This is a genomic window from Pseudomonas sp. NPDC090755 (assembly GCF_044769005.1).
Taxonomy (GTDB): domain Bacteria; phylum Pseudomonadota; class Gammaproteobacteria; order Pseudomonadales; family Pseudomonadaceae; genus Aquipseudomonas.
In genome coordinates this window covers 192452-214493 of sequence record NZ_JBIVXC010000003.1, presented here as the reverse complement: position 1 = coordinate 214493, position 22042 = coordinate 192452, and the positions used below count along the sequence as shown (strand labels likewise).

General features: G+C 63.8%; 18 protein-coding genes. 7 read left to right on the top strand and 11 right to left on the bottom strand.

The window, feature by feature from the left end:
- The first annotated feature begins 2 nt into the window (after positions 1-2).
- The 4 genes from aceF to ACIQUS_RS07895 all read left to right on the top strand — a co-directional run bounded on the left by aceF (position 3) and on the right by ACIQUS_RS07895 (position 6023).
- On the top strand, positions 3-1637 hold the full coding sequence (gene aceF, locus ACIQUS_RS07910; protein ID WP_403045144.1) for a dihydrolipoyllysine-residue acetyltransferase: 1635 nt from the start codon (positions 3-5) through the stop codon (positions 1635-1637).
- A 318-nt stretch (positions 1638-1955) separates the two neighbouring features.
- The gene (locus ACIQUS_RS07905; RefSeq protein ID WP_403045142.1) at positions 1956-4649 is read left to right on the top strand and encodes a putative bifunctional diguanylate cyclase/phosphodiesterase; all 2694 of its coding nucleotides are present in this window, start codon (positions 1956-1958) and stop codon (positions 4647-4649) included.
- A 69-nt stretch (positions 4650-4718) separates the two neighbouring features.
- A complete protein-coding gene (msrA, locus tag ACIQUS_RS07900) occupies positions 4719-5384 on the top strand; it encodes a peptide-methionine (S)-S-oxide reductase MsrA (RefSeq protein WP_403045139.1) in 666 nt (221 codons plus the stop codon).
- 9 nt (positions 5385-5393) lie between these two features.
- On the top strand, positions 5394-6023 hold the full coding sequence (locus tag ACIQUS_RS07895) for a glutathione S-transferase (protein WP_403045136.1): 630 nt from the start codon (positions 5394-5396) through the stop codon (positions 6021-6023).
- A 172-nt stretch (positions 6024-6195) separates the two neighbouring features.
- On the opposite strand, the gene creD is transcribed toward ACIQUS_RS07895, so the two are convergent.
- From creD to ACIQUS_RS07875, 4 genes are all read right to left on the bottom strand, one after another.
- On the bottom strand, positions 6196-7530 hold the full coding sequence (gene creD / locus ACIQUS_RS07890) for a cell envelope integrity protein CreD (RefSeq protein ID WP_403045134.1): 1335 nt from the start codon (positions 7528-7530) through the stop codon (positions 6196-6198).
- A 96-nt stretch (positions 7531-7626) separates the two neighbouring features.
- The gene (creC, locus tag ACIQUS_RS07885; RefSeq protein WP_403045131.1) at positions 7627-9060 is read right to left on the bottom strand and encodes a two-component system sensor histidine kinase CreC; all 1434 of its coding nucleotides are present in this window, start codon (positions 9058-9060) and stop codon (positions 7627-7629) included.
- Positions 9060-9743 carry a two-component system response regulator CreB gene (creB, locus tag ACIQUS_RS07880; protein WP_403045129.1) on the bottom strand — a complete coding sequence of 228 codons (684 nt, stop codon included), beginning with the start codon at positions 9741-9743 and terminating at the stop codon, positions 9060-9062. Before creB ends, creC begins: the two co-directional genes overlap by 1 nt.
- Positions 9744-9874: 131 nt before the next feature.
- Positions 9875-10378, bottom strand: coding sequence for an ATP-dependent zinc protease (locus tag ACIQUS_RS07875; protein WP_403045127.1), 504 nt, complete (start codon positions 10376-10378; stop codon positions 9875-9877).
- Between the two features lie 180 nt (positions 10379-10558).
- Here ACIQUS_RS07875 and ACIQUS_RS07870 point away from each other — a divergent pair, with 180 nt between their 5' ends.
- Positions 10559-11446 carry an acyltransferase gene (locus tag ACIQUS_RS07870; RefSeq protein ID WP_403045124.1) on the top strand — a complete coding sequence of 296 codons (888 nt, stop codon included), beginning with the start codon at positions 10559-10561 and terminating at the stop codon, positions 11444-11446.
- 228 nt (positions 11447-11674) lie between these two features.
- Complete coding sequence (locus ACIQUS_RS07865; RefSeq protein WP_403045122.1) at positions 11675-13039, top strand: APC family permease; 1365 nt, start codon at positions 11675-11677, stop codon at positions 13037-13039.
- A 6-nt stretch (positions 13040-13045) separates the two neighbouring features.
- Here ACIQUS_RS07865 and ACIQUS_RS07860 read toward each other — a convergent pair whose 3' ends face one another.
- On the bottom strand, positions 13046-13630 hold the full coding sequence (locus ACIQUS_RS07860; protein ID WP_403045119.1) for a DUF2780 domain-containing protein: 585 nt from the start codon (positions 13628-13630) through the stop codon (positions 13046-13048).
- 291 nt (positions 13631-13921) lie between these two features.
- Between ACIQUS_RS07860 and ACIQUS_RS07855 the strand changes: the two genes are divergently transcribed.
- Positions 13922-14377 carry an REP-associated tyrosine transposase gene (locus tag ACIQUS_RS07855; protein ID WP_403045117.1) on the top strand — a complete coding sequence of 152 codons (456 nt, stop codon included), beginning with the start codon at positions 13922-13924 and terminating at the stop codon, positions 14375-14377.
- A 65-nt stretch (positions 14378-14442) separates the two neighbouring features.
- On the opposite strand, the gene fdhA is transcribed toward ACIQUS_RS07855, so the two are convergent.
- From fdhA to ACIQUS_RS07825, 6 genes are all read right to left on the bottom strand, one after another.
- The gene (gene fdhA / locus ACIQUS_RS07850) at positions 14443-15642 is read right to left on the bottom strand and encodes a formaldehyde dehydrogenase, glutathione-independent (RefSeq protein ID WP_403045115.1); all 1200 of its coding nucleotides are present in this window, start codon (positions 15640-15642) and stop codon (positions 14443-14445) included.
- A gap of 160 nt (positions 15643-15802) precedes the next feature.
- Positions 15803-16660: a formyltetrahydrofolate deformylase gene (gene purU / locus ACIQUS_RS07845; protein WP_403045113.1), complete on the bottom strand. Its 858-nt coding sequence runs from the start codon at positions 16658-16660 to the stop codon at positions 15803-15805.
- Positions 16661-16671: 11 nt separating this feature from the next.
- Positions 16672-17304 carry a sarcosine oxidase subunit gamma gene (locus ACIQUS_RS07840; RefSeq protein WP_285863842.1) on the bottom strand — a complete coding sequence of 211 codons (633 nt, stop codon included), beginning with the start codon at positions 17302-17304 and terminating at the stop codon, positions 16672-16674.
- Positions 17305-17416: 112 nt separating this feature from the next.
- Positions 17417-20434, bottom strand: a complete 3018-nt coding sequence (locus tag ACIQUS_RS07835) for a sarcosine oxidase subunit alpha (RefSeq protein WP_403045110.1) — start codon at positions 20432-20434, stop codon at positions 17417-17419.
- Positions 20431-20760, bottom strand: coding sequence for a sarcosine oxidase subunit delta (locus tag ACIQUS_RS07830; RefSeq protein WP_285863840.1), 330 nt, complete (start codon positions 20758-20760; stop codon positions 20431-20433). The genes ACIQUS_RS07835 and ACIQUS_RS07830 overlap by 4 nt, the downstream gene beginning before the upstream one ends.
- A gap of 14 nt (positions 20761-20774) precedes the next feature.
- Positions 20775-22025, bottom strand: coding sequence for a sarcosine oxidase subunit beta family protein (locus ACIQUS_RS07825; protein ID WP_285863838.1), 1251 nt, complete (start codon positions 22023-22025; stop codon positions 20775-20777).
- Between the last annotated feature and the right edge of the window lie 17 nt (positions 22026-22042).

Here is a 22042-nt window from a genome sequence, read left to right as displayed (position 1 = left end):
AAGTGAGCGAACTCATTCGCGTACCTGACATCGGCAGCGGTGAAGGTGAAATCATTGAGCTGTTCGTCAAAGTCGGCGACCGCATCGAAGCCGACCAGAGCCTGCTGACCCTGGAGTCCGACAAGGCCTCCATGGAGATCCCGGCTCCCAAGGCCGGCGTGATCAAGTCGCTGAAGGTCAAGCTGGGCGACCGCCTGAAGGAAGGCGACGAACTGCTGGAACTGGAAGTCGAGGGTGCCGCCGCGGCACCCGCGGCTCCCGCCGCCGCAGCGCCTGCCGCCGAAGAGAAGCCTGCCGCAGCCCCTGCTGCTGCGGCCGCTCCGGCGCCGGCTGCCGCCCCTGCTGCTGCCAGCGTCCAGGACATCCACGTTCCGGACATCGGCTCCTCGGGCAAGGCCAAGATCATCGAAGTACTGGTCAAGGTCGGCGACACCGTCGAAGCCGACCAGTCGCTGATCACCCTGGAATCGGACAAAGCCTCGATGGAGATCCCGTCTCCAGCCGCAGGCGTGGTCGAAGCCGTGATCGCCAAGCTCGATGACGAAGTCGGCACTGGCGACCTGATCCTCAAGCTGAAAGTGGCAGGCGCCGCGCCTGCCGCCGCACCAGCACCTGCCGCTGCCGCTCCGGCGCCTGCTGCACCTGCTGCCGCTCCGGCTGCTGCACCTGCACCGGCTGCCCCAGCCGCTGCTCCCGTTGCTGCGCCTGCAGCCGGCAACGGTGCCAAGGTTCACGCAGGCCCTGCCGTGCGTCAGCTGGCCCGCGAGTTCGGCGTCGAGCTGAGCGCGGTTGCGGCCACCGGCCCGCACGGTCGCATCCTCAAGGAAGACGTGCAGGTCTACGTCAAGGCCATGATGCAGAAGGCCAAGGAAGCTCCAGCCGCCGGTGCAACCGGTGGTGCAGGCATCCCGCCGATCCCTGAAGTCGATTTCAGCCGTTTCGGCGAAATCGAAGAAGTGCCGATGACCCGCCTGATGCAGATGGGTGCTACCAACCTGCATCGCAGCTGGCTGAACGTGCCTCACGTCACCCAGTTCGACTCGGCCGACATCACTGAGCTGGAAGCCTTCCGCGTTGCGCAGAAAGCCGTTGCAGAGAAGGCCGGCGTCAAGCTGACCGTCCTGCCGCTGCTGCTCAAGGCCTGTGCCCACCTGCTCAAGGAACTGCCGGACTTCAACAGCTCGCTGGCCCCTAGCGGCAAGGCGATCATCCGCAAGAAGTACGTCAACGTCGGCTTCGCAGTCGATACCCCTGACGGCCTGCTGGTCCCGGTGATCAAGAACGTCGACCAGAAGAGCCTGCTGCAGCTGGCTGGCGAAGCGGCGGCCCTGGCTGAAAAAGCCCGGACCAAGAAGCTGTCGGCGGACGACATGCAAGGCGCCTGCTTCACCATCTCCAGCCTCGGCCACATTGGCGGTACCGGCTTCACGCCGATCGTCAACGCGCCGGAAGTGGCGATCCTGGGTGTCTCCAAGGCCACCATCCAGCCAGTCTGGGACGGCAAAGCCTTCCAGCCGAAACTGATGCTGCCGCTGTCGCTGTCCTACGATCACCGCGTGATCAACGGCGCCGCTGCCGCGCGCTTCACCAAGCGTCTGGGCGACCTGCTGGCCGACATCCGCACCATGCTGCTGTAATGCTGTTTCCTGTCTCCCCTGCCGGGGAGACAGGCTCCCTTTTCGAGCTGCCACGCTCGTACCTCAACCCCGTCACTTTGGCGGGGCTTTTTTTGCCTGCGATTTCCCTTCTGTAGCCGCTGCCGCCAGGCTGCAATCGGCCGCCCCCACAGCATCCCTACCGCGCCATGCTTAAGAATCCGGCCAAGCAGCCGAAACAGTTAGCGCAGAGGTCTCGGTATGGCTTGTCAGCCTCCTGCGCATCATGCAACCTTGCCCAACACGCGTAGTAGCAGATTGCGCTATCTGCACGGACTGTTTTCTTGAAGCGAGCACTCGATGAAAAGCCAACCTGATGCCGCCAGCCGTATGGCGGCCGAGGTAGTGACGCAGTTGCCCGTGCCCTCGCGGCTCGGCATGCTGCGCTTCGAGCGCCTGAATGAAGCCAGCTGGGCGCTGCTGTACCTCGATCCCGCCTGCGAACGCCAGTTCGGCATGGCTGCCGTCGATCTGTGCGCCCTGGTCGGCTCGCCCTACGCAAGCCTGATGGAGCCCGAGGCGCGCTACAAACTGCATGACGATATCCAGCTGCAACTTGGCCAGCGCTCGCACTACCGGGTGCGCTACACCCTGCATACGGCCCAGGGCCCGTTGCATCTGCTCGAATCAGGAGAAGCCTACAAACAGCACAACCGCCAGTTGCTGCGCGGCTACCTGATGGTGATCGACACCCAGCCAGGCGATGCGCCGAACCTCGGCGCCGCCGAGCTGGAAACCCGCAACAACCGCCTGCAGATCGCCTTGCAGCTCAACCAGCGGGCCCAGCAGGAACAGCTCGAGCACCTGGAACGGGTACGGGCCCAGCAGGAGCTGATCCTGCACCTGGCCCGCCACCGCTACAGCGCCAGCAACTCGCTGCTCGAAGCGGCCGAACTGATCACCCGCAGCGCCTGCGAGATCTACAGGATCGACTGCGCGAGCATCTGGTACCTGGAAGGCCAGCGTCTGGAGCCGATTTCCGCCTACTACCGCGAGACCCAGGAATACCACCTGCCCGAGCCGATCGACGCCAGCCGCTTTCCTGACTACCTCGACGCCCTGCACACCAGCCGCGCCATCGACGCCCACAATGCCACCCATGACCCGCGTACCCGGGACATGGCCGAGAGCCTGCGTCCGCGCGACATCAACGCCATGCTCGATGCCAGCATCCGCATCGATGGCCAGGTGGTCGGCGTGCTGTGCCTGGAGCAGACCGGCTCGGCGCGGGCCTGGCAGACCGATGAGATCGCCTTTGCCGGTGAGCTGGCCGACCAGTTCGCCCAGGTCATCAACAACCACAACCGGCGAACCGCCACCAGCGCCCTGCACCTGTTCCAGCGCGCGGTGGAACAAAGCGCCAACGCCTTTTTGCTGGTGAACCGCGACGGCGTGGTCGAGTACGTCAACCCCAGCTTCACCGCCATCACCCAGTACAGCACCGACGAGGTCCACGGGCACCGGCTCTCGGAGCTGCCGGCCCTGGAAAACCTCAGCGAACTGCTGTTCGACGCACCGTCGAGCCTGGCCATGAGCAACAGCTGGCAAGGCGAATTCAAGAGCCGGCGCAAGAACCTGGAGCCCTACTGGGGACAGCTGTCGATTTCCAAGGTCTACGGCGACAACCGCGAGCTGACCCACTACATCGGCATCTACGAAGACATCACCCAGAGCAAGCTGGCCCAGCAGCGCATCGAGCGCCTGGCCTACACCGACAACCTGACCAGCCTGGGCAACCGTCCGGCCTTCATCCGCAACCTCGATGAGCGCTTCGCCCGCGACAGCGACAGCCCCATCTGCCTGTTGCTGGTGGACATCGACAACTTCAAGCGGATCAACGACAGCCTCGGCCACCAGACCGGCGACAAACTGCTGATCAGCCTGGCCCGGCGCCTGCGCAACAGCCTGAGCACCGGCGGCAGCCTGGCGCGCTTTGCCAGCAACGAGTTCGCCGTGTTGCTCGAAGACACCGACCAGGACAGTGGCCAGCAGATCGCCTTGCAGTTGCTCAGGACCCTCGACAAACCGCTGTTCGTCGACAACCAACTGATCAGCGTCACCGGTTCCGTGGGCCTGGCCTGCGCCCCGTTGCATGGCCGCGACCCGCAGACCCTGATGAAAAACGCAGGCCTTGCCCTGCACAAGGCCAAGGCCAACGGCAAGCACCAGGTCCAGGTGTTCACCGAAGCGCTCAATGCCGAAGCCAGCTACAAGCTGTTCGTCGAGAACAACCTGCGCCGGGCCCTGACCCAGAACGAACTGGATGTGTTCTACCAGCCCAAGCTGTGCCTGCGCAGCGGCCGCTTGCTGGGCCTGGAGGCACTGCTGCGCTGGAACCACCCGGAAAAGGGCATGATCCGCCCGGACCAGTTCATCAGCGTCGCCGAAGAGACCGGCCTGATCATCCCCATCGGCAAGTGGATCGCCCGCCAGGCCTGTCGCATGAGCCAGCAATTGCGCACCGAAGGGCTGGGCAACCTGCAGGTGGCAATCAACCTGTCGCCCAAGCAGTTTTCCGATCCCGACCTGGTCAGCTCGATCGCCAACATCCTCAAGGAAGAAGCCCTGCCGGCGCACTTGCTGGAGCTGGAACTGACCGAAGGCCTGCTGCTGGAAGCCACCGAAGACACCCACCGCCAGCTCGATCAGCTCAAGCAGCTGGGTTTGACCCTGGCCATGGACGACTTCGGCACCGGCTATTCCTCGCTCAGCTACCTGAAGAAATTCCCGATCGACATCATCAAGATCGACCGCAGCTTCATCCACGAGATCCCCGACAACCAGGACGACATGGAAATCACCTCGGCGGTGGTGGCCATGGCCCACAACCTCAAGCTCAAGGTGGTCGCCGAAGGCATCGAGACCGCCGAACAACTGGCGTTCCTGCGTCGCCACCGCTGCGACGTCGGCCAGGGCTACCTGTTCGACCGGCCAATTCCAGGGGCCGAACTGGTGGACAAGCTCAAGCGTTATCCGCGTGGTCCCGGCGCCTGACAGCGGCGTAACACTCGGGCACACTACAGGTCTAATCCCTGTCGTCCTATCGTGAAGAGGAATGGGTCCATGGTCCTGCGCTCGGAAATCCTGGTGAACAAAAACGTCCTGCCTACCGCGGAACAGGCCCTGCCTGGCCGCGAAACCCCGATGGCCCTGCCAGAAAAGCACTTCGTCTTCGAAGACACCCCGCTGCTGGGCCCGTTCTTCCAGAACGTCGACTTTGCCATCTTCGGCCTGGGTTGCTTCTGGGGCGCCGAGCGCCGCTTCTGGCAGCGTGAGGGTGTGGTCAGCACCGTGGTCGGCTATGCCGGTGGCTTCACCCCCAACCCCACCTACGAAGAAGTCTGCTCGGGCCTGACCGGGCACACCGAAGTGGTGCTGGTGGTGTTCGACAAGGACAAGGTCAGCTACCGCGAGCTGCTGGCGATGTTCTGGGAACTGCACAACCCGACCCAGGGCATGCGCCAGGGCAACGACATCGGCACCCAGTACCGCTCGGTGATCTACTGCACCTCCCCCGAGCAGCTGAAATTGGCCCAGGCCAGCAAGGACGACTACCAGGCCGAGCTGGACAAGGCCGGTTTTGGCCAGATCACCACCGAGATCGACCAGGCGCCGACCGTCTACTTCGCCGAGGCCTACCACCAGCAGTACCTGGCCAAGAACCCGGACGGCTACTGCGGTATCGGTGGCACCGGTGTCTGCCTGCCGCCCAGCCTGCAAGGCAACTGAGGGATCGCCATGTCCGCGCCAAGCATGATGTTGTTCCACTCGCCGGCCTCCCCCTTCGTGCGCAAGGTCATGGTGCTGCTGCACGAGACCGGGCAGAGCGAGCGGGTTGCCGTGCACAGCATCAACCTGTCACCGGTGACCCCCGATGCCGATCTCAACCAGGGCAACCCGGCCGGGAAGATCCCGGCCCTGCGGCTGGACGATGGCACCGTGCTGCACGACAGCCGGGTAATCTGCGAGTACCTCGACCTGCAGCATGTGGGTAACCCGCTGATCCCCCGTGAAGGCCCGGCGCGCTGGCGTCGCCTGACCCTGGCGTCCCTGGCCGATGCGATCATGGATGCCGCGGTGCTGACCCGTTACGAGACCTTCCTGCGGCCCACGGACAAGCAATGGGACAGCTGGATCGAAGCGCAACAGGACAAGATCCGTCGCGGCCTGAGCAACCTTGAGCAGGAGCATATCGCCGAACTGGCCTCGGTGTTCGACATCGCCGCCATTGGCGTGGCGTGTGCCCTGGGTTACCTCGACCTGCGCTTCCCCGACTCCGGCTGGCGTGAGCAACAGCCGAAGCTGGCGGACTGGTACGCGCAGGTGAGTCAGCGACCCTCGATGCAGGCGACCGACCCGTCGCGCTGAAGCCCCCCCTGTAGGAGCTGGCAACGCCAGCGATGCAGACGCCGCGCAGCACCTGACACCGCAGCGATCTCATCGCCGGCCATGCCGGCTCCCACAGTGATCTGCGCCGACCACAGATTACCGATGCCTGCCGCCAATACAGCCCCCTGGCACCTTTCCTCGCGCAACCCACTCATGGTTGCCTCCCCAGGCCAACCCCATACCAGTCCAGACGCCGGGTCAGGACCATGAACACGCCCAGCAAGCCGAACAGCAACAACGCCCCCATCAGCAAGGCATAGTCCTCGGCGCTGAGCAGTCCGTAGAGCATGCCGTAGAGCACCACCAGCCCCAGGGCAAAACCCAGCGCCCGCCCCAGGCTGCGCAGCACGTGGCACAGGTAGAAGCCGATCAACACAACACAGGCCCCGGCAGACAACAGGTAGGCCAGGCCGAACCCCAGGTGCTCGGACAGCGACAACAGCAACAGGTAGAACAGCACCAGGGCCGCGCCGACCAGGGCGTACTGGATCGGGTGGACACTGAGGTTGCGCAGCACTTCGAAGAGAAAGAATCCGGCGAAGGTCAGGGCGATGAACAGCAAGGCGTATTTGATCGCCCGTTCGCTCTTGAGGTACTGGTCCACCGGATCGACAAAGCTGACCCCAAAGGCCTGGCTGCGAAAATCCTCGCAGCTGGCATTGCTCACGCACTGACTCAGGGCGTCCTCCAGGTTGGTGGAAAAGAACGAAGCTTGCCAGCGCGCAGAGAACCCTGCGGCATCGACCTTGCGGCTAGCCGGCAGGTAGTTGCCGATAAAGCTTGGGTGCGGCCAGTTGGCCGCCATGCTGACGCTGGTACTGCGCCCGACCGGCAGCACATGCAGTTGCCCGGTGCCCTGCAGGCTGAGGTCAAAGGCATAGTCGAGCAGTGTTTCGCCTTTGCCGTCGAGCGCCCCCAGGACCACGTGCACGCCACTGCCGAGCCAGCCCAGGCGCGTGCCGGCCTGGAAGTCCAGGTGCCGGTCGTTGAGCTGCAACTGCAGGCCTTTTTCGATGCCGCGGATGTCACTGATGCCAACGGCGAGAAAAGCCGGCTCGAAGCGATAATCGTCGAAGTCTTCGCTGATGCCCCAGTGCGCGGGTAGCCTGAACTGGCCGCTGACATGGTTATCGGCGTGGAACAGGCGGGCCTGGTAGATCCCTCGCGAGCGCAGCTCGGTGTCGATGCCTGACTTGAGCACGAAGGTTTCCGGGAGAAAGTACAGCTGGCCACTGACCTGGCTGGTTTCCTGAATGCTCCGACCCTCCTGCAGCTTCCAGCGCCGTTCGGTCTTGCGGTACGGCACCACCAGCACAGGCCCGCTGATCTGCTGGCTGTAGCTGGAGCTCTGGGCAATGTCCTGCACCACGCTGTCGCGCAGTGCCTGGCGCTCGTCGATCAGGCCGCCAATCATCAGCAAGGGCACCAGCAGCAGGATGATCAGCCCGGCGATGGCGCCGAGTTTGAGACTCAAGGTTCGGTTCATGGGGCAAGGCTCCGGTTTCGATGGGCAGAGTCTGCGCACTCGATATGGAAGCCTTGAGGACTTTTGTGGAGTCTGTGTGGAGCTTGTGTGGAGTGTTCAGCCCAGGCGTTTGGCCGATAGCCACAAGCGCACACGCACGCCGTCTTCGACGTTGGCGATCTGCAGCGAGCCGCCGTGCAGTTGCATCACTTCCTCGACGAAGTTCAGCCCCAACCCTGTGCTCTTGCGCCCGCTGAAGGGGCGCGGCAGGGAGTAGAAACGTTCGCTCAAGCGGCCCAGGGCATAGTCGGGAATCGCCTCGCCCTGGTTGAACAGGCTCAGGGCCACCTGCCCTTCGCGCCGCTCCAGCTCGAACAGCAACATGCCGCCCGGTGGCGTGAAGTCCAGGGCGTTGTCCAGCAGGTTGGCAATCGCCTGGCGCATCAGGAAGGGTTCGCACAACAAATGCACCGACGCCGGCACACGCTGGCGCACCTGCAAGCCGGCGTTTTCGATTCGTGCACTGTGGGCCAGCAACAGCTCATCGACCAGGGCTGCCAGCGGCACCTGCTGCTGCTCTTCCAGCGTCTGCATCTGTTCGACCTGGGCCAGGTTGAGCAGGCGCTCGATCAATTGCTGCATGCGCGCGCTTTCGCTTTCGATATTGCCGGCAAAGCGCTGGCGCTGCTCCTCCTGCATCGGCTCCTGGAGCAGCTCCGAGGCACCACGAATGGCCGCCAACGGGCTTTTCAGTTCATGGGTCAGGGTGTGCACGTAGCGCTCGACATAGTCCTTGCCTTCCAGCCGGGTACGCATGCGCTCGACCGCCGCAGCCAGCTGGCCCAGCTCACCCCCACGAAAATGCGGCAAGACGGTGCGCTCGCCTGCACTGACGGCTTCAGCATAACCGGTCAGGCGCCGCAGCGAGCGTGCCAGCCACCAGGACAGCGCCGCACCGACCAGCAAGCCCAGGACGATCAGCCCCAGGCCCAGGTACAGCAAACGCAGTTCGGAGCGGTCGATGTAGGGTTGCAGCGACTTGTTCGGCTTGGCCACGGTGACCACGCCGATGATCTTGCCCTCATCGAGGATCGGCGCCGCGACATGCATCACCGACGAATCGGGATCGTCCGGATCGCTGCGGGTGGAGCGTGCGCCATATTCGCCGCGCAAGGTCAGGTAGACATCGTTCCAGCGCGAGTAATCCTGGCCCACGGCCGCCCCGGTCGAGTCGAGCAGGACGATGCCCTTGGCATCGGTGACATAGATGCGATGGTTTACCTGGTTCTTGGCCAGGCCCCAGATCTCGGCATTGGGTTGCCGTTGCCCATAAGCGCGCAACAGCACGGGAAGACGACTCTGGCCGAGGGTGCCGGCCTTGACGTCATCGTGCAGCAACTCGGCCAGCAGGTTGGCGGTGTCGACCAGGGTTTCTTCGGTGGACTGGCGCACCCCGGGGCGAATCTGTTCGCGCACGGTGCTGAGGATGAAATAGCCGGCCAGCCCGACGAACAGGAAATAGACCAGGAAGATCCGCATCCCCAGGCGCATCAGCTGCGCCCCGGACAATAGCTGTAGCCCAGGCCGCGATGGGTCTGGATCGGCTCGCTCTCGGCGGTCACCTGGCGCAGCTTGGCACGCAGGCTCTTGATGTGGCTGTCGATGCTGCGCTCATAACCGGCGTCGGCGGCGACCCCGGTGGCATCGAGCAGTTGCTCCCGGCTGAACACCCGCTCGGGGTGCTCCAGCAGGCGCTGCAACAGGCGGAACTCATGGCGGGTCAGGCTCAGCGTCTGGCCGCGGTAGCTGATCTGCATGCGCAGGGTGTCGACCTTGAACAACGACGTAGCCGCGACCAGTGGTTCGGCACGCGGCGCCATGCGCTTGAGGATCGCCCGCACCCGGGCCGTCACCTCGCGCGGGCTGAAGGGCTTGACCACATAGTCGTCGGCACCGATTTCCAGGCCCACTACCCGGTCGATCTCGCCATCGCGCGCGCTGAGGAACATCACCGGCACATCGGTGAAACGCCGCAGTTGCCGGCAGGTTTCAAAGCCGCTGATATCCGGCAGGCCGATGTCGAGGATGATCAGGTCGGCGGGCCGCTGGCGTTGCTGTTCCAGGGCGGCGTTGCCCAGTGTGACCCACTCGGTGCTGTGCCCCTCGCCCTGCAGGGCGAAGATCAACGTGTCGGCAATGGCGGCTTCGTCTTCGACGATGAGTATGTGGGGCATGGCGTCCGGGCCTGACCAGGGATGATGAACGTGTAGAAGATTCTAGATTGTCTTGTAGGAGCGGGCTTGCCCTGCGATGACGTACTGTCAGTTACACCGCATCGCGGGGCAAGCCCGCTCCTACAGCTCCATCAGCAATCCGGCTTGCCCGCCGTAAACCTGCGCGCCGGATTCACCGCCGCCTTGAATTCACGCAACGCCTTGGCGCCGATCAGCAGCGGGTAGTTGAAGCTGCTGCGGTCGGTCAGGTTGACTTCGACCGTGCGCTTGACGTCGCCCAGGCACAGCTCCAGGTCCACCACCGGGCGCTTGCTGATCTCGGCGCCCTCGCCGTCTTCGTCTTCATCGGCGCGGTTCTTGATCTTGCTGATGCGCGCCAGCTTGTGTTCATAGACCTTGCCGTCGCTGTCCTTGGTGGCCAGGCGAAAGCGCACCCAGTCCTCGCCATCGCGGGTGAAGGTTTCGATGTCCTTGGCCGACAGCGAGGCGGTCAGGGCGCCGGTGTCCATCTTGGCCTTGAGGGTTTCGCCGCCGAACTCCGGCAACGCGATGTATTCGTAACGACCATAGAGGGTCGGCTCGGCTGCCATGACCGGCAGGGCGAGCAGCGACAGCAGGGCAAGTACAGGTTTCACAGGATCCGCTTCCTTGAGACAAGACAGTGTTTAGACTGCGAAGGCAGGATAGGTTCGCCGCGATAGATTAACCAACACAAAGTGAAACATTTGTCCTGCCCACGCCCGCCTGAGCATTTGGCGTACGCAGGCAGGCTGCTTATCATTGCCGACCGCTTACCTGAGATAACGAGTTTTCTTATGCGCCGCTTGCTGACGGGCATTCTCGTGACCGTGCTGTTGCTGCTCAACACCCTGGTCCTGATCGGCCCGCTGATGGTCTTTGCCCTGCTCAAACTGGTCCTGCCGGGCCGTTACCGCGACTACGCCTCGTGGGCTGTGATGTGGATCGCCGAGACCTGGGCACAAATCGACAAACTGATCTTCCGCCTGTGCATCCCCACGGTCTGGGATGTGCGCGGTGCTGAAGGCCTGCGCCTGGACACCTCCTACCTGGCCATCAGCAACCACCAGAGCTGGGTGGATATTCCGGCGCTGATCCAGGTACTGAACCGGCGCATCCCGTTCTTCAAGTTCTTCCTGAAAAAAGAGCTGATCTGGGTGCCATTGCTGGGCCTGGCCTGGTGGGCGCTGGATTACCCGTTCATGAAGCGCTACAGCAAGGCTTTCCTCGACAAGCACCCCGAGCTCAAAGGCCAGGACCTGGAAATCACCAAGGCCGCCTGCGAGTTGTTCAAGCGCCAGCCGGTGACCGTGGTCAACTACCTGGAAGGCACACGCTTCACCGACGCCAAGCGCACTGCCCAGCAGTCACCCTTCAAACACCTGCTCAAGCCCAAGGCCGGCGGCGTGGCCTTCGTACTGGCGGCTTTGGGCGAACAGCTCGACGCCCTGCTCGATGTCACCATCGTCTACCCCGGTGACAAGGCCCCGGGCTTCTGGGACCTGCTCTGTGGCGCAGTCCCCAGGGTGATCATCGATATCCAGGTGCGCGAACTGGACCCGGCGCTGTGGAGCGGCGACTACGAAAGCGATCCGGCCGTGCGCCAGGCGGTGCAGGACTGGGTCAACCAGTTGTGGCATGACAAGGACGAACGTATCGAACGCCTGCGAACCGAGCTGCGCTGAGCGGCGGTCTGCCAAGGCCTGCTGTTGTGGGAGCTGGCGAAGCCTGCGATGCAGGCGCCGAGACGAACTGATACTGCGCTGATGCCATCGCCGGCGATGCCGGCCCCCACAGATAGCCGATTAAAATCTGCGTTAATAATCGAGATAAGGGAATCTTCTTTGCTATTGGCCATTTAACTGGATAAAAATCGATCAACGAACAACTACAAAAATAGCCAGGATCGATCAATGGCCAAGCAATCCAGCCCTGCTGCCCAGGCAGCCCCCGCTCAACTGCGCCGCGTCCTCGGGCTCCCTGCCCTGGTGTTCTTCGGACTGGTGTACATGGTTCCGCTGACCATCTTCACCACCTACGGCATCGTCACCGAACTCACCGGCGGACGCACCGCCGGGGCCTACCTGGTCACCCTGCTGGCCATGCTGTTCACGGCAACGTCCTACAGCTTCATGGTCCGGCGCTTTCCGGTGGCCGGTTCCGCCTACTCCTATACCAACCTGGCCTTCGGGCCGAACATCGGCTTTCTCGCCGGCTGGTCGCTGCTGCTCGACTACCTGTTCATCCCGATGATCAACTACCTGCTCATCGGCCTGTTCCTGAACATTGCCTTCCCGAGCATTCCGGTCTGGACCCTGGTCCTGGCCTCGATCGCCCTGGTCACGGTGCTCAACGTGGTCGGCATCCACTCGGTGGCCAAGGCCAGCAACCTGATCGTCGGCGCGCAGATCGTCTTTATCGGGGTGTTCGTTGCGCTGTCGTGCAAGACCCTGGGCGGCGGTCAGCCGGTCGACCTGCTCTCGCCGCTGCTGGGCGACGGCAGCCGGCCTGGCTTCAGTCATTTGATGGCGGGTGCGGCGGTGCTGTGCCTGTCGTTCCTGGGCTTCGATGCGGTGTCGACCCTGGCCGAGGAAACCCGCGACCCGCGGCGCGATGTGCCACGGGCGATCATCCTCACCACCCTCGGCGCCGGCCTGCTGTTCACCCTGCTCGCCTACATCAGCCAGCTGGTGCTGCCGGGAAGTCATTTCGAAAACACCGACGCCGCCGCCAACGAGGTGATGTTCAAGGCAGGCGGCCAGTTCCTGGCCAACTTCTTCACCGCCGCCTTCGTCGCCGGCAGCCTCGGCTCGGCCCTCGCCTCGCAGGCGGCGGTGTCGCGGATCCTCTACACCATGGGCCGCGACAAGGTCCTGCCGCAGCGCTGGTTCGGCCACCTGTCGCCACGTTTTGGCACGCCGGTCACGGCGACCCTGGTAGTGTCGGCGTTTTCCCTGCTGGCCCTGGTCATTGACCTCGCCACCCTCGCCTCGCTGATCAGCTTTGGCGCGCTGGTGGCCTTCTCGGCCGTGAACCTGGCGGTGATCCGCACCCACCTGCTCAACGAAGCCGGCCAGCGCACTCTGCCAGGGTTGCTGCACTACGGTTTGATCCCGTTGGTCGGGCTGGGGCTGACCCTGTGGCTGTGGACCAGCCTGTCGACCCTGACCCTGACCATCGGCCTTGCCTGGTTCGGCCTGGGCCTGGCCTACCTGCTGGTACTCACCGCAGGGTTCCGCCGCCCGGTACGGATGGTCAATTTCTCCGAAGCAGGCTGACCCGCGTTACACCGAAGGCGGGGCGACCGGAGCGATCGGAGCGACCGGGGTGGTCCACAGGCTGCCCAGGTTCTGCAACAGCGAAGCGGTGACACCCTGCTGGCCGAGGTACTGCAGCAGCAGCGGAGCGAACATGCCGATCATGCCGGTGTCCATCCCCAGGGCACTGAAGGCGTTGCTCAGGTCGTTGGTGTTCTTGACGTTGTTGCCCAGGGCATTGCTCAAGGCAGAGGCGTTGTCGCTGTTGCCCAGCAGCTCACCCAGGCCGCTCAGCGCACCCAGGGCATTCTCGCCGGCCAGCAGGTCCAGGCCTGGCACGGCCTTGCTCAGTTGCTCGAAGTCACCGCTGCTGAGCTGGTTGCGGGCCAGGCCCAGCAAGGCGCCAGTGCCACCGATGGCCTGTTCCGGGGTGATCTTCAACTCGCTGCCGAGGGTATTGAGCAGGTTCGCCGAGGCGGCGGGCGCCTGCACCGCCGCACCGTCCTTGTTGCCTTGCATGGCGGAAACGGCATTGGCCGCATCACTGAGGTTGAAGGCGAACACCGGGCTGGCGGCCAGGGTCATCAGGGTGACCAGTGCAAAACGTTTCATTCAAGGACCTCGTCGGCCAAAAAAGGCGGGGAAACGAGGGGTTGGACTGTGTAGACGGGGGAATGTTCCGTGGCCAGTGGCGGCCTCATCGCGGGGCAAGCCCGCTCCCACTGGGTGTATGTATTGCCGGTGGGAGCGGGCTTGCCCCGCGATTGCGGTTTGTCTGCCACATCGCATCGCGGCACATGCGCCATCGAGGACTCAGTTGCGGCAACATCAAGAACCAATCCAGCACAGTAATGCCAGCGCTCGACATCTACCTTGAATATTCATCTTTCAAGGAGCCAAGACATGGACAGTCCTGCATCCCACCGGCTACGTCGCGGTCGATTTTCCGAGCCTGGCCGCCTTTACCTGCTGAGCAGTATCACGCGTGACCGAATACCAATCTTCGAGAGTTTCCAGGCCGCACGCTGCATTGCGCACCAGTTCCGCCAGGCACAACTTGAAGGTGCCGCACGTACCTTGGCCTGGGTGGTTATGCCGGATCATGTGCACTGGCTGATCGAGTTGCAGCAAAGCTCACTGGCCTGTCTGATGCGCCGTTTCAAATCCCGAAGCCGTTGTGCGTTGTTCAAGCTGGGCAAACTGCAGGGCACACTGTGGCAGCCTGGGTACCATGACCATGCGTTGCGTCGGGAAGAAAATGTATGTGCGGTGGCGCGCTATGTAGTGGCCAACCCGCTGCGGGCCGGGTTGGTGAAGAAACTGGGGGACTATCCGCATTGGGATGCGGTTTGGCTTTGAAAGCCTATCGCGGGGCAAGCCCGCTCCCACAGATTTTGTGGGAGCGGGCTTGCCCCGCGATGAGCTTAAGCCGCGCTGAACAGCTTGTGCGGATCGATCACGAATTTCTTCGGCACGCCGGCATCGAACTCACCGTAGCCTTCCGGCGCCTGGTCCAGGCTGATCACCTGCACGCCCACCACTTCGGCGATGTTGATGCGGTCCCACATGATCGCCTGCATCAGCTGGCGGTTGTACTTCATCACCGGGGTCTGGCCGGTGTGGAAGCTGTGCGACTTTGCCCAGCCGAGGCCAAAGCGGATGCTCAGGCTGCCGATCTTCGCCGCAGCATCCACCGCGCCCGGGTCTTCAGTGACGTACAGGCCGGGAATACCGATCTTGCCGGCAACGCGCACCACGCCCATCAGCGAGTTGAGCACGGTGGCCGGGGCTTCGTGCTGGACGCCGGCATGACCGTGGCCACGGGCTTCGAAGCCCACGGCATCGACCGCGCAGTCCACTTCCGGCTCGCCCAGCAGGTTGGCGATCTGTTCATGCAGCGGGGTGTCCTGGGACAGGTCGACGATTTCGAAGCCCTGGGACTTGGCGTGGGCCAGGCGCACCGGGTTGACGTCACCGACGATCACCACCGCCGCGCCCAACAGGCGCGCCGAGGCGGCAGCGGCCAGGCCCACCGGGCCAGCACCGGCGATGTACACCGAGCTGCCCGGGCCGACGCCCGCGGTGACGGCACCGTGGTAACCGGTCGGCAGGATGTCGGAGAGGCAGGTCAGGTCACGGATCTTCTCCATGGCCTTGTCGCGGTTCGGCAGTTTCAGCAGGTTGAAATCGGCATAGGGCACCATCACGTACTCGGCCTGGCCACCGGTCCAGTCGCCCATGTCGACATAGCCGTAGGCACCACCGGCACGGGCCGGGTTGACGGTCAGGCAGACACCGGTGTGTTGTTCCTTGCACGAGCGGCAGCGGCCGCAGGCGACGTTGAAGGGAACCGAGACCAGGTCGCCGATCTGCAGGTTCTCGACGTCACGGCCCTTCTCGATCACTTCACCTGTGATCTCATGGCCCAGCACCAGCCCGACCTGGGCGGTGGTACGGCCACGTACCATGTGCTGGTCGGAACCACAGATGTTGGTGGAGACCACCCTCAGGATCACCCCGTGCTCGATCTTCTTGCCACGCGGATCCTGCATTTTCGGGTAGTCAATTTTCTGCACCTCGACCTTGCCGGCGCCGAGATACACCACACCACGATTACCAGACATGCTTTTACCTCGCTAAAGTTTGTTGTTATGTAGCGGTGCAAAGTGCGCAGCCAGAGGGCTGCGCTGTGTTACTGGAATCTGTTTTTGCCTTGAAGGCCTCATCGCGGGGCAAGCCCGCTCCTACCGGTGTAGGAGCGGGCTTGCCCCGCGATGGCGGCCGTCAGAGCACTACCGTTCTGTTGGCGTTCAAAAAGACCCGCCGCTCGATGTGATACCCCACCGCCCGCGCCAGGGTCAGGCACTCGATGTCCCGCCCCTTGGCAATCAGGTCTTCGGGGTAATGGCTGTGATCCACCGCCTCGACGCCCTGGGCGATGATCGGCCCTTCGTCGAGGTCGTTGTTGATGTAGTGCGCGGTGGCGCCCACCAGTTTCACGCCCTTGTTGTAGGCCTGGTGATATGGCTTGGCACCCTTGAAGCCCGGCAGCAGGGAGTGATGGATATTGATCGCCCAGCCATCGAGCTTGCGGCACAACTCAGGCGACAGCACCTGCATATAACGGGCAAGGATCACCAGCTCCGCGCCAGACTCCTCGATCACTTTCAGCACCTTGCGTTCCTGCGCCGGTTTGTCGTGCGGGTCGAGGGCGAAGTGGTAGTAGGGAATACGATGCCACTGGGCCAGGGGCTCAAGGTCGGGGTGGTTGGAAATCACCGCCACCACGTCCATGCCCAACTGCCCGATGCGCTGGCGGTACAGCAGGTCGTTGAGGCAGTGATCGGCCTTGGAAACCATGATCACCACCTTGGGTCGATGGTTGGGCGCGGTCAGTTCGAACAGCATGCCGAAGGCATCGCTGCGCTCGGCCAGGCCCGCGCGGAAGCTGGCTTCGTCGAACCCATCGGGCTGGCGAAATTCCACGCGGATGAAAAAGCGCCCGGACAAACGGTCATCGAACGAGTGATGCTCGGTGACATAGCACTGCTGCTCGTACAGGTAGCGCGTCACCACATCCACCGTGCCAAGCAGGCTCGGGCAGTCGGCGGTAAGAATCCAGGTGTCCGGTGCTCGGCTCATGACAACCCTCCCTAGGCTTCGATGCTCAGACCGTATTCGGCTGCTGCGTCCTGCAGCCACAGCCACCAGTAGTCGGAGAAACTACGGCGGATCAACAGCTCCCAGGTTTCCTCGCCGGTACGACGGATCACCAGCTGCGACTTGGCGAATACCGTGCCCACGGCCTTGCCGACCGGGAAGTTGTTCGGGTGTACATCATAGCTGGTGGATTTCATCAGCACGTCGCGCACGTTGGGGCCGCTCAGCTCCAGCAGGGTCTGCCCGCCGCTGACGTTGACCACCTGGATGTGCTGGCCGTCGAGGGCATCGCGAAGTTTCTGTTCGATGGCGAATTCCTGGCCGCCGGGTACGATCAGCAGCCACTCATCCGGGCCCAGCCATTGCAGCGACATGTCGCCATTGGCGACCACGGTGAGGGCCACCGGCAGCTCCAGGCCCAGGGCCTTGAACACGCCACCAGCGAAGGCCGGATCGCGGCCATCGCCACGCAGGGTCAGGTGACCGAGGAACTTGTGCTCGCGCAGGGTCACCCCGGCGTTCTTGCGGCCCTTGCCGACCAGGCTGGGCAAATCGGCGTGATGCAGTGGCGACTCGGCCTTGGCGTCGTTGCCGGGGCGTTGCTGGTAAACGTTGATTGTGCTCATGGGGCACCTACCTTGAATTCGTATGCTGTTCGGTGATCGCCCTGTGGGAGCGGGTTTGGCGCTCATCGCCGGCTACGCCGGCTCCCACAGGGTGATCACGCCACCAAGTCGATTACACGTTCTGCCGGTCGCCCTTCGGATCGAAGAACACCGAAGAGCAAATCTCCGCCTCGATCACGCTGCCGTCGGCCTGGGGCGAGTAGACCCGCTCACCGATGCGCTTGAGCCCGCCCTTGACCACACCCATGGCGAAGGAATAGCCCAGGGAGTTGCTGGCATAGCTGGAGGTGACGTGGCCGACCATGTCCATCGGGATCGCCTGTTTCGGGTCGAACACCAGTTGCGCACCTTCCGGCAGCCACTGGGTCGGATCGACCGGCTTGAGACCAACCAGCTGCTTGCGGTTCTCGCGCACGCAGTCTTCACGGTTCATGCCGCGCCAGCCGATCCACGAGAACGGTTTGGTGCGCCCTACGCACCAGCCCATGTTGAGGTCGTCCGGGGTCATCGAGCCATCGGTGTCCTGGCCGACGATGATGAAGCCCTTCTCAGCCCGCAGCACGTGCATGGTTTCGGTGCCATATGGGGTCAGGTTGTACTGCTTGCCGGCCTCGGCGATCTTCTCCAGCACGCCCATGGCGTAGTTGGCCTGGACGTTGACCTCGTAGGACAGCTCACCGGTGAAGGAGATACGGAACACCCGCGCCGGCACCCCACCGACCAGGCCTTCCTTCCAGGTCATGAACGGGAAGGCGTCCTTGTCCAGGTCGATATCGGTCACTTCGCTGAGCAGCTTGCGGCTGTTGGGGCCCGACAGGGTCAGGGTCGCCCAGTGGTCGGTGACCGAGGTGAAGTACACCTTCAGCTCCGGCCATTCGGTCTGCTGGTAGATCTCCAGCCACTGCAGTACGCGGGCCGCGCCGCCGGTGGTGGTGGTCATGATGAAGTGGTTGTCGCCGACGCAGGCGGTGACGCCGTCGTCGAAGACCATGCCGTCTTCCTTGCACATCAGGCCGTAGCGGGCCTTGCCCACGTCCAGCTTGGTCCAGGCATTGGTGTAGATGCGGTTGAGGAACTCGCGGGCATCGGGGCCCTGGATGTCGATCTTGCCCAGGGTCGAGGCATCGAGCAGGCCGACGCTGTCACGCACCGCCTTGCACTCGCGGGCCACGGCGGCATGGATATCTTCGCCGTTGCGCGGGAAGTACCACGGCCGTTTCCACTGGCCGACATCTTCGAACTCGGCGCCGTTCTTCAGGTGCCAGGCATGCAGCGCGGTGAAGCGCACCGGCTCGAACAGGTGACCACAGTGCCGGCCGGCCACGGCGCCGAAGGTGATCGGCGTGTAGTTGGGGCGGAACATGGTGGTGCCCATTTCCGGGATGCTGATGCCCATGGAGCGGGCGGCAATGGCCAGGCCATTGATGTTGCCCAGTTTGCCCTGGTCGGTACCGAAGCCCAGGGCGGTGTAGCGCTTGACGTGCTCGACCGACTCGAAGCCTTCGCGGGTGGCCAGTTCGATGGCCGCTGCGGTGACATCGTTCTGCTGGTCGACGAACTGCTTCGGCGCCCGGGCGGTGTTCTTGTCGTGGGGCACCTGGAACAGGGCCACGGTGGCTTCCTCATGACGCGCCAGGACCTTGGGCAGGCTGCCCTGCACCGCCTTGAAGCCTGCTTCGGTGGCCGCACGCACGCCGCCTTCGAAACCGTCGGCCAGGGCGTCGCCGAGGGCGAACACACCGTTGATGCCACCGACGCACACACGTTTTTGCGGGGCATCGCCCGGCACGAAGCCGAGGATGTCGTCACGCCAGACCGGCTTGCCGCCCAGGTGCGACGCCAGGTGCACCACCGGGCTGTAGCCACCGGAGGAGGCCACCAGGTCGCAGTCCAGCCATTCACCGGGGCTGGTGACTTTGTGCGCCTTGACGTCGATGGCGGCAACACGGGCAGCGGTCACATGCTTGCTGCCACGGGACTCGATCACCGCGCTGGAAGTGAGGATGCGGATACCCTTGGCGCGTGCCTCTTCCACCAGCGAACCGCGTGGGTTGTGGCGAGCGTCGGCGATGGCGACCACTTTCAGGCCGGCATCGTGCCAGTCCAGGGCCACGCGGTAGGCATGGTCGTTGTTGGTCGACAGCACCAGGTTGCGGCCCGGCGCCACACCATAGCGGCGCACGTAGGTGGAGATCGCCCCGGCGAGCATGTTGCCCGGCACATCGTTGTTGCCGTACACCAGCGGACGTTCATGGGCGCCGGTCGCCAGCACCACGCGCTTGGCGCGAACCCGGTGCATGCGCTGGCGCACCTGGCCGATCGGCGCACGGTCACCCAGGTGGTCGGTCAGGCGCTCGTGGATGGTGAGGAAGTTGTGGTCGTGGTAACCATTGACCGTGGCCCGTGGCAGCAGGGTCACTTCGCGCATGCCCTTGAGCTCGGCGACCACTGCGGCGACCCAGTCGGCGGCCGGTTTGCCGTCGAGGGTTTCGCGGCTGTCGAGCAGGCTGCCGCCGAACTCTTCCTGTTCGTCAGCGAGGATCACCCGGGCACCGCTGCGGCCAGCGGCCAGTGCTGCGGCGAGGCCGGCAGGGCCTGCGCCCACCACCAGCACGTCGCAGTGCTGGTTCATGTAGTCATAAGTGTCCGGATCGTTTTCCAGCGGCGCACGCCCAAGGCCCGCCGCCTTGCGGATGTACTTCTCGTAGGTCATCCAGAACGACTGCGGGTACATGAAGGTCTTGTAGTAGAAGCCCGGCGGCATCAGCTTGCCGCCGACCTTGCCGAGGATCCCCATGACGTCGTTGTTCACGTTCGGCCAGCCGTTGGTGCTGGTGGCCACCAGGCCGGCGTACAGGGCCTGTTGGGTGGCACGCACGTTGGGGACCTGGGTGGCTTCGGTGGCACCGATCTGCAGGATGGCATTGGGCTCTTCGGAACCGGCTGCGATGATCCCGCGCGGGCGCGAGTACTTGAAGCTGCGCCCGACGATATCCACACCGTTGGCCAGCAACGCGGCGGCCAGGGTGTCACCGGCGTAGCCCTGGTAGGTCTGGCCGTTGAAGGTGAAGTTCAAGACCTTGCTGCGATCGATGCGACCGCCGTTGGACAGGCGATAGACCTGGCTCATACCTTTTCTCCCTGACCACTGACTGCCAACTGCGGGCTGGTGCTTTTGCCGGTCACTTGCGGCTTGGCGCCAATCGGATAGGTTTCCAGAATCTCGTAGGTCACCGTGTCGCGCGTGGCGTTGAAATACTGGCGGCACCCGGCGGCGTGAATCCACAGCTCGTGGTGCAGGCCACGGGGGTTGTCGCGGAAGAACATGTAGGTGCCCCACTCCTCGTCGGAGCAGGCGTTGGGGTCCAGCGGCCGCGGAATATGCGCCTGGCCTGCGGCGTGGAACTCCTCCTCGGAGCGCATCTCGCCGCAGTGGGGACAGAAGATATGCAACATGGGAATTTCTCCTGTTAGTGGGCGACAGCGGCGGCGCCGTGTTCGTCGATCAGTGCACCGTTGTAGAAACGGTCGATGGAAAAGGGTTTGGCCAGCGGGTGCATTTCGCCCTTGGCCAGACTGGCGGCGAAGACGTTGCCCGAGCCGGGGGTGGCCTTGAAGCCACCGGTGCCCCAACCGCAGTTGAAGAACATGTTCTTCACCGGGGTCTTGGAGATGATCGGGCAAGCGTCCGGGGTGGTGTCGACGATGCCGCCCCACTGGCGGTTCATGCGCACCCTGGAGAGGATCGGGAACATCTCGACGATGGCCTGCAGGGTGTGTTCGATCACCGGGTAAGAGCCGCGCTGGCCGTAGCCGACCCAGCCGTCGATACCGGCGCCGATGACCAGGTCGCCCTTGTCCGACTGGCTGATGTAGCCGTGCACGGCGTTGGACATGATCACGCTGTCGATGATCGGTTTGAGCGGCTCGGACACCAGCGCCTGCAGCGGGTGCGATTCGATCGGCAGACGGAAGCCCGCCAGCCGGGCCATGTGCCCGGAGTTACCGGCAGTGACCACGCCGACGCGCTTGGCGCCAATGAAGCCCTTGTTGGTCTCGACGCCGATGACCACGCCGTTTTCCTTGCGAAAGCCGATCACTTCGGTCTGCTGGATCAGGTCCACGCCCAGGGCGTCGGCGGCGCGGGCAAAGCCCCAGGCCACGGCGTCGTGACGGGCCACACCACCGCGACGTTGCACGGTGGCGCCGATGATCGGGTAACGGGTGTTCTTCGAGCAGTCCAGGTACGGAATTTCTTCAGCCACCTGCTGGGCATTGAGCAGTTCGCCGTCCACGCCGTTGAGGCGGTTGGCGCTGACCCGGCGCTCGGAATCGCGCATGTCCTGCAGGGTGTGGCAGAGGTTGTAGACGCCGCGCTGGGAGAACATCACGTTGTAGTTGATGTCCTGGGACAGACCCTCCCAGAGCTTCATGGCGTGCTCATAGAGGTGCGCCGACTCGTCCCACAGGTAGTTGGAGCGCACGATGGTGGTGTTGCGTGCGGTGTTGCCACCGCCCAGCCAGCCTTTCTCGACCACTGCAACGTTGGTGATGCCGTGTTCCTTGGCCAGGTAGTAGGCCGTGGCCAGGCCGTGCCCGCCACCGCCGACGATGACCACGTCGTAGACCTTTTTCGGGGTCGGCGTGCGCCACATGCGCTGCCAGTTCTCGTGGTGGCTGAGCGAGTGCTTGAAGAGGCCGAAGCCCGAGTAACGTTGCATAGTCTTCACTCCTGAAC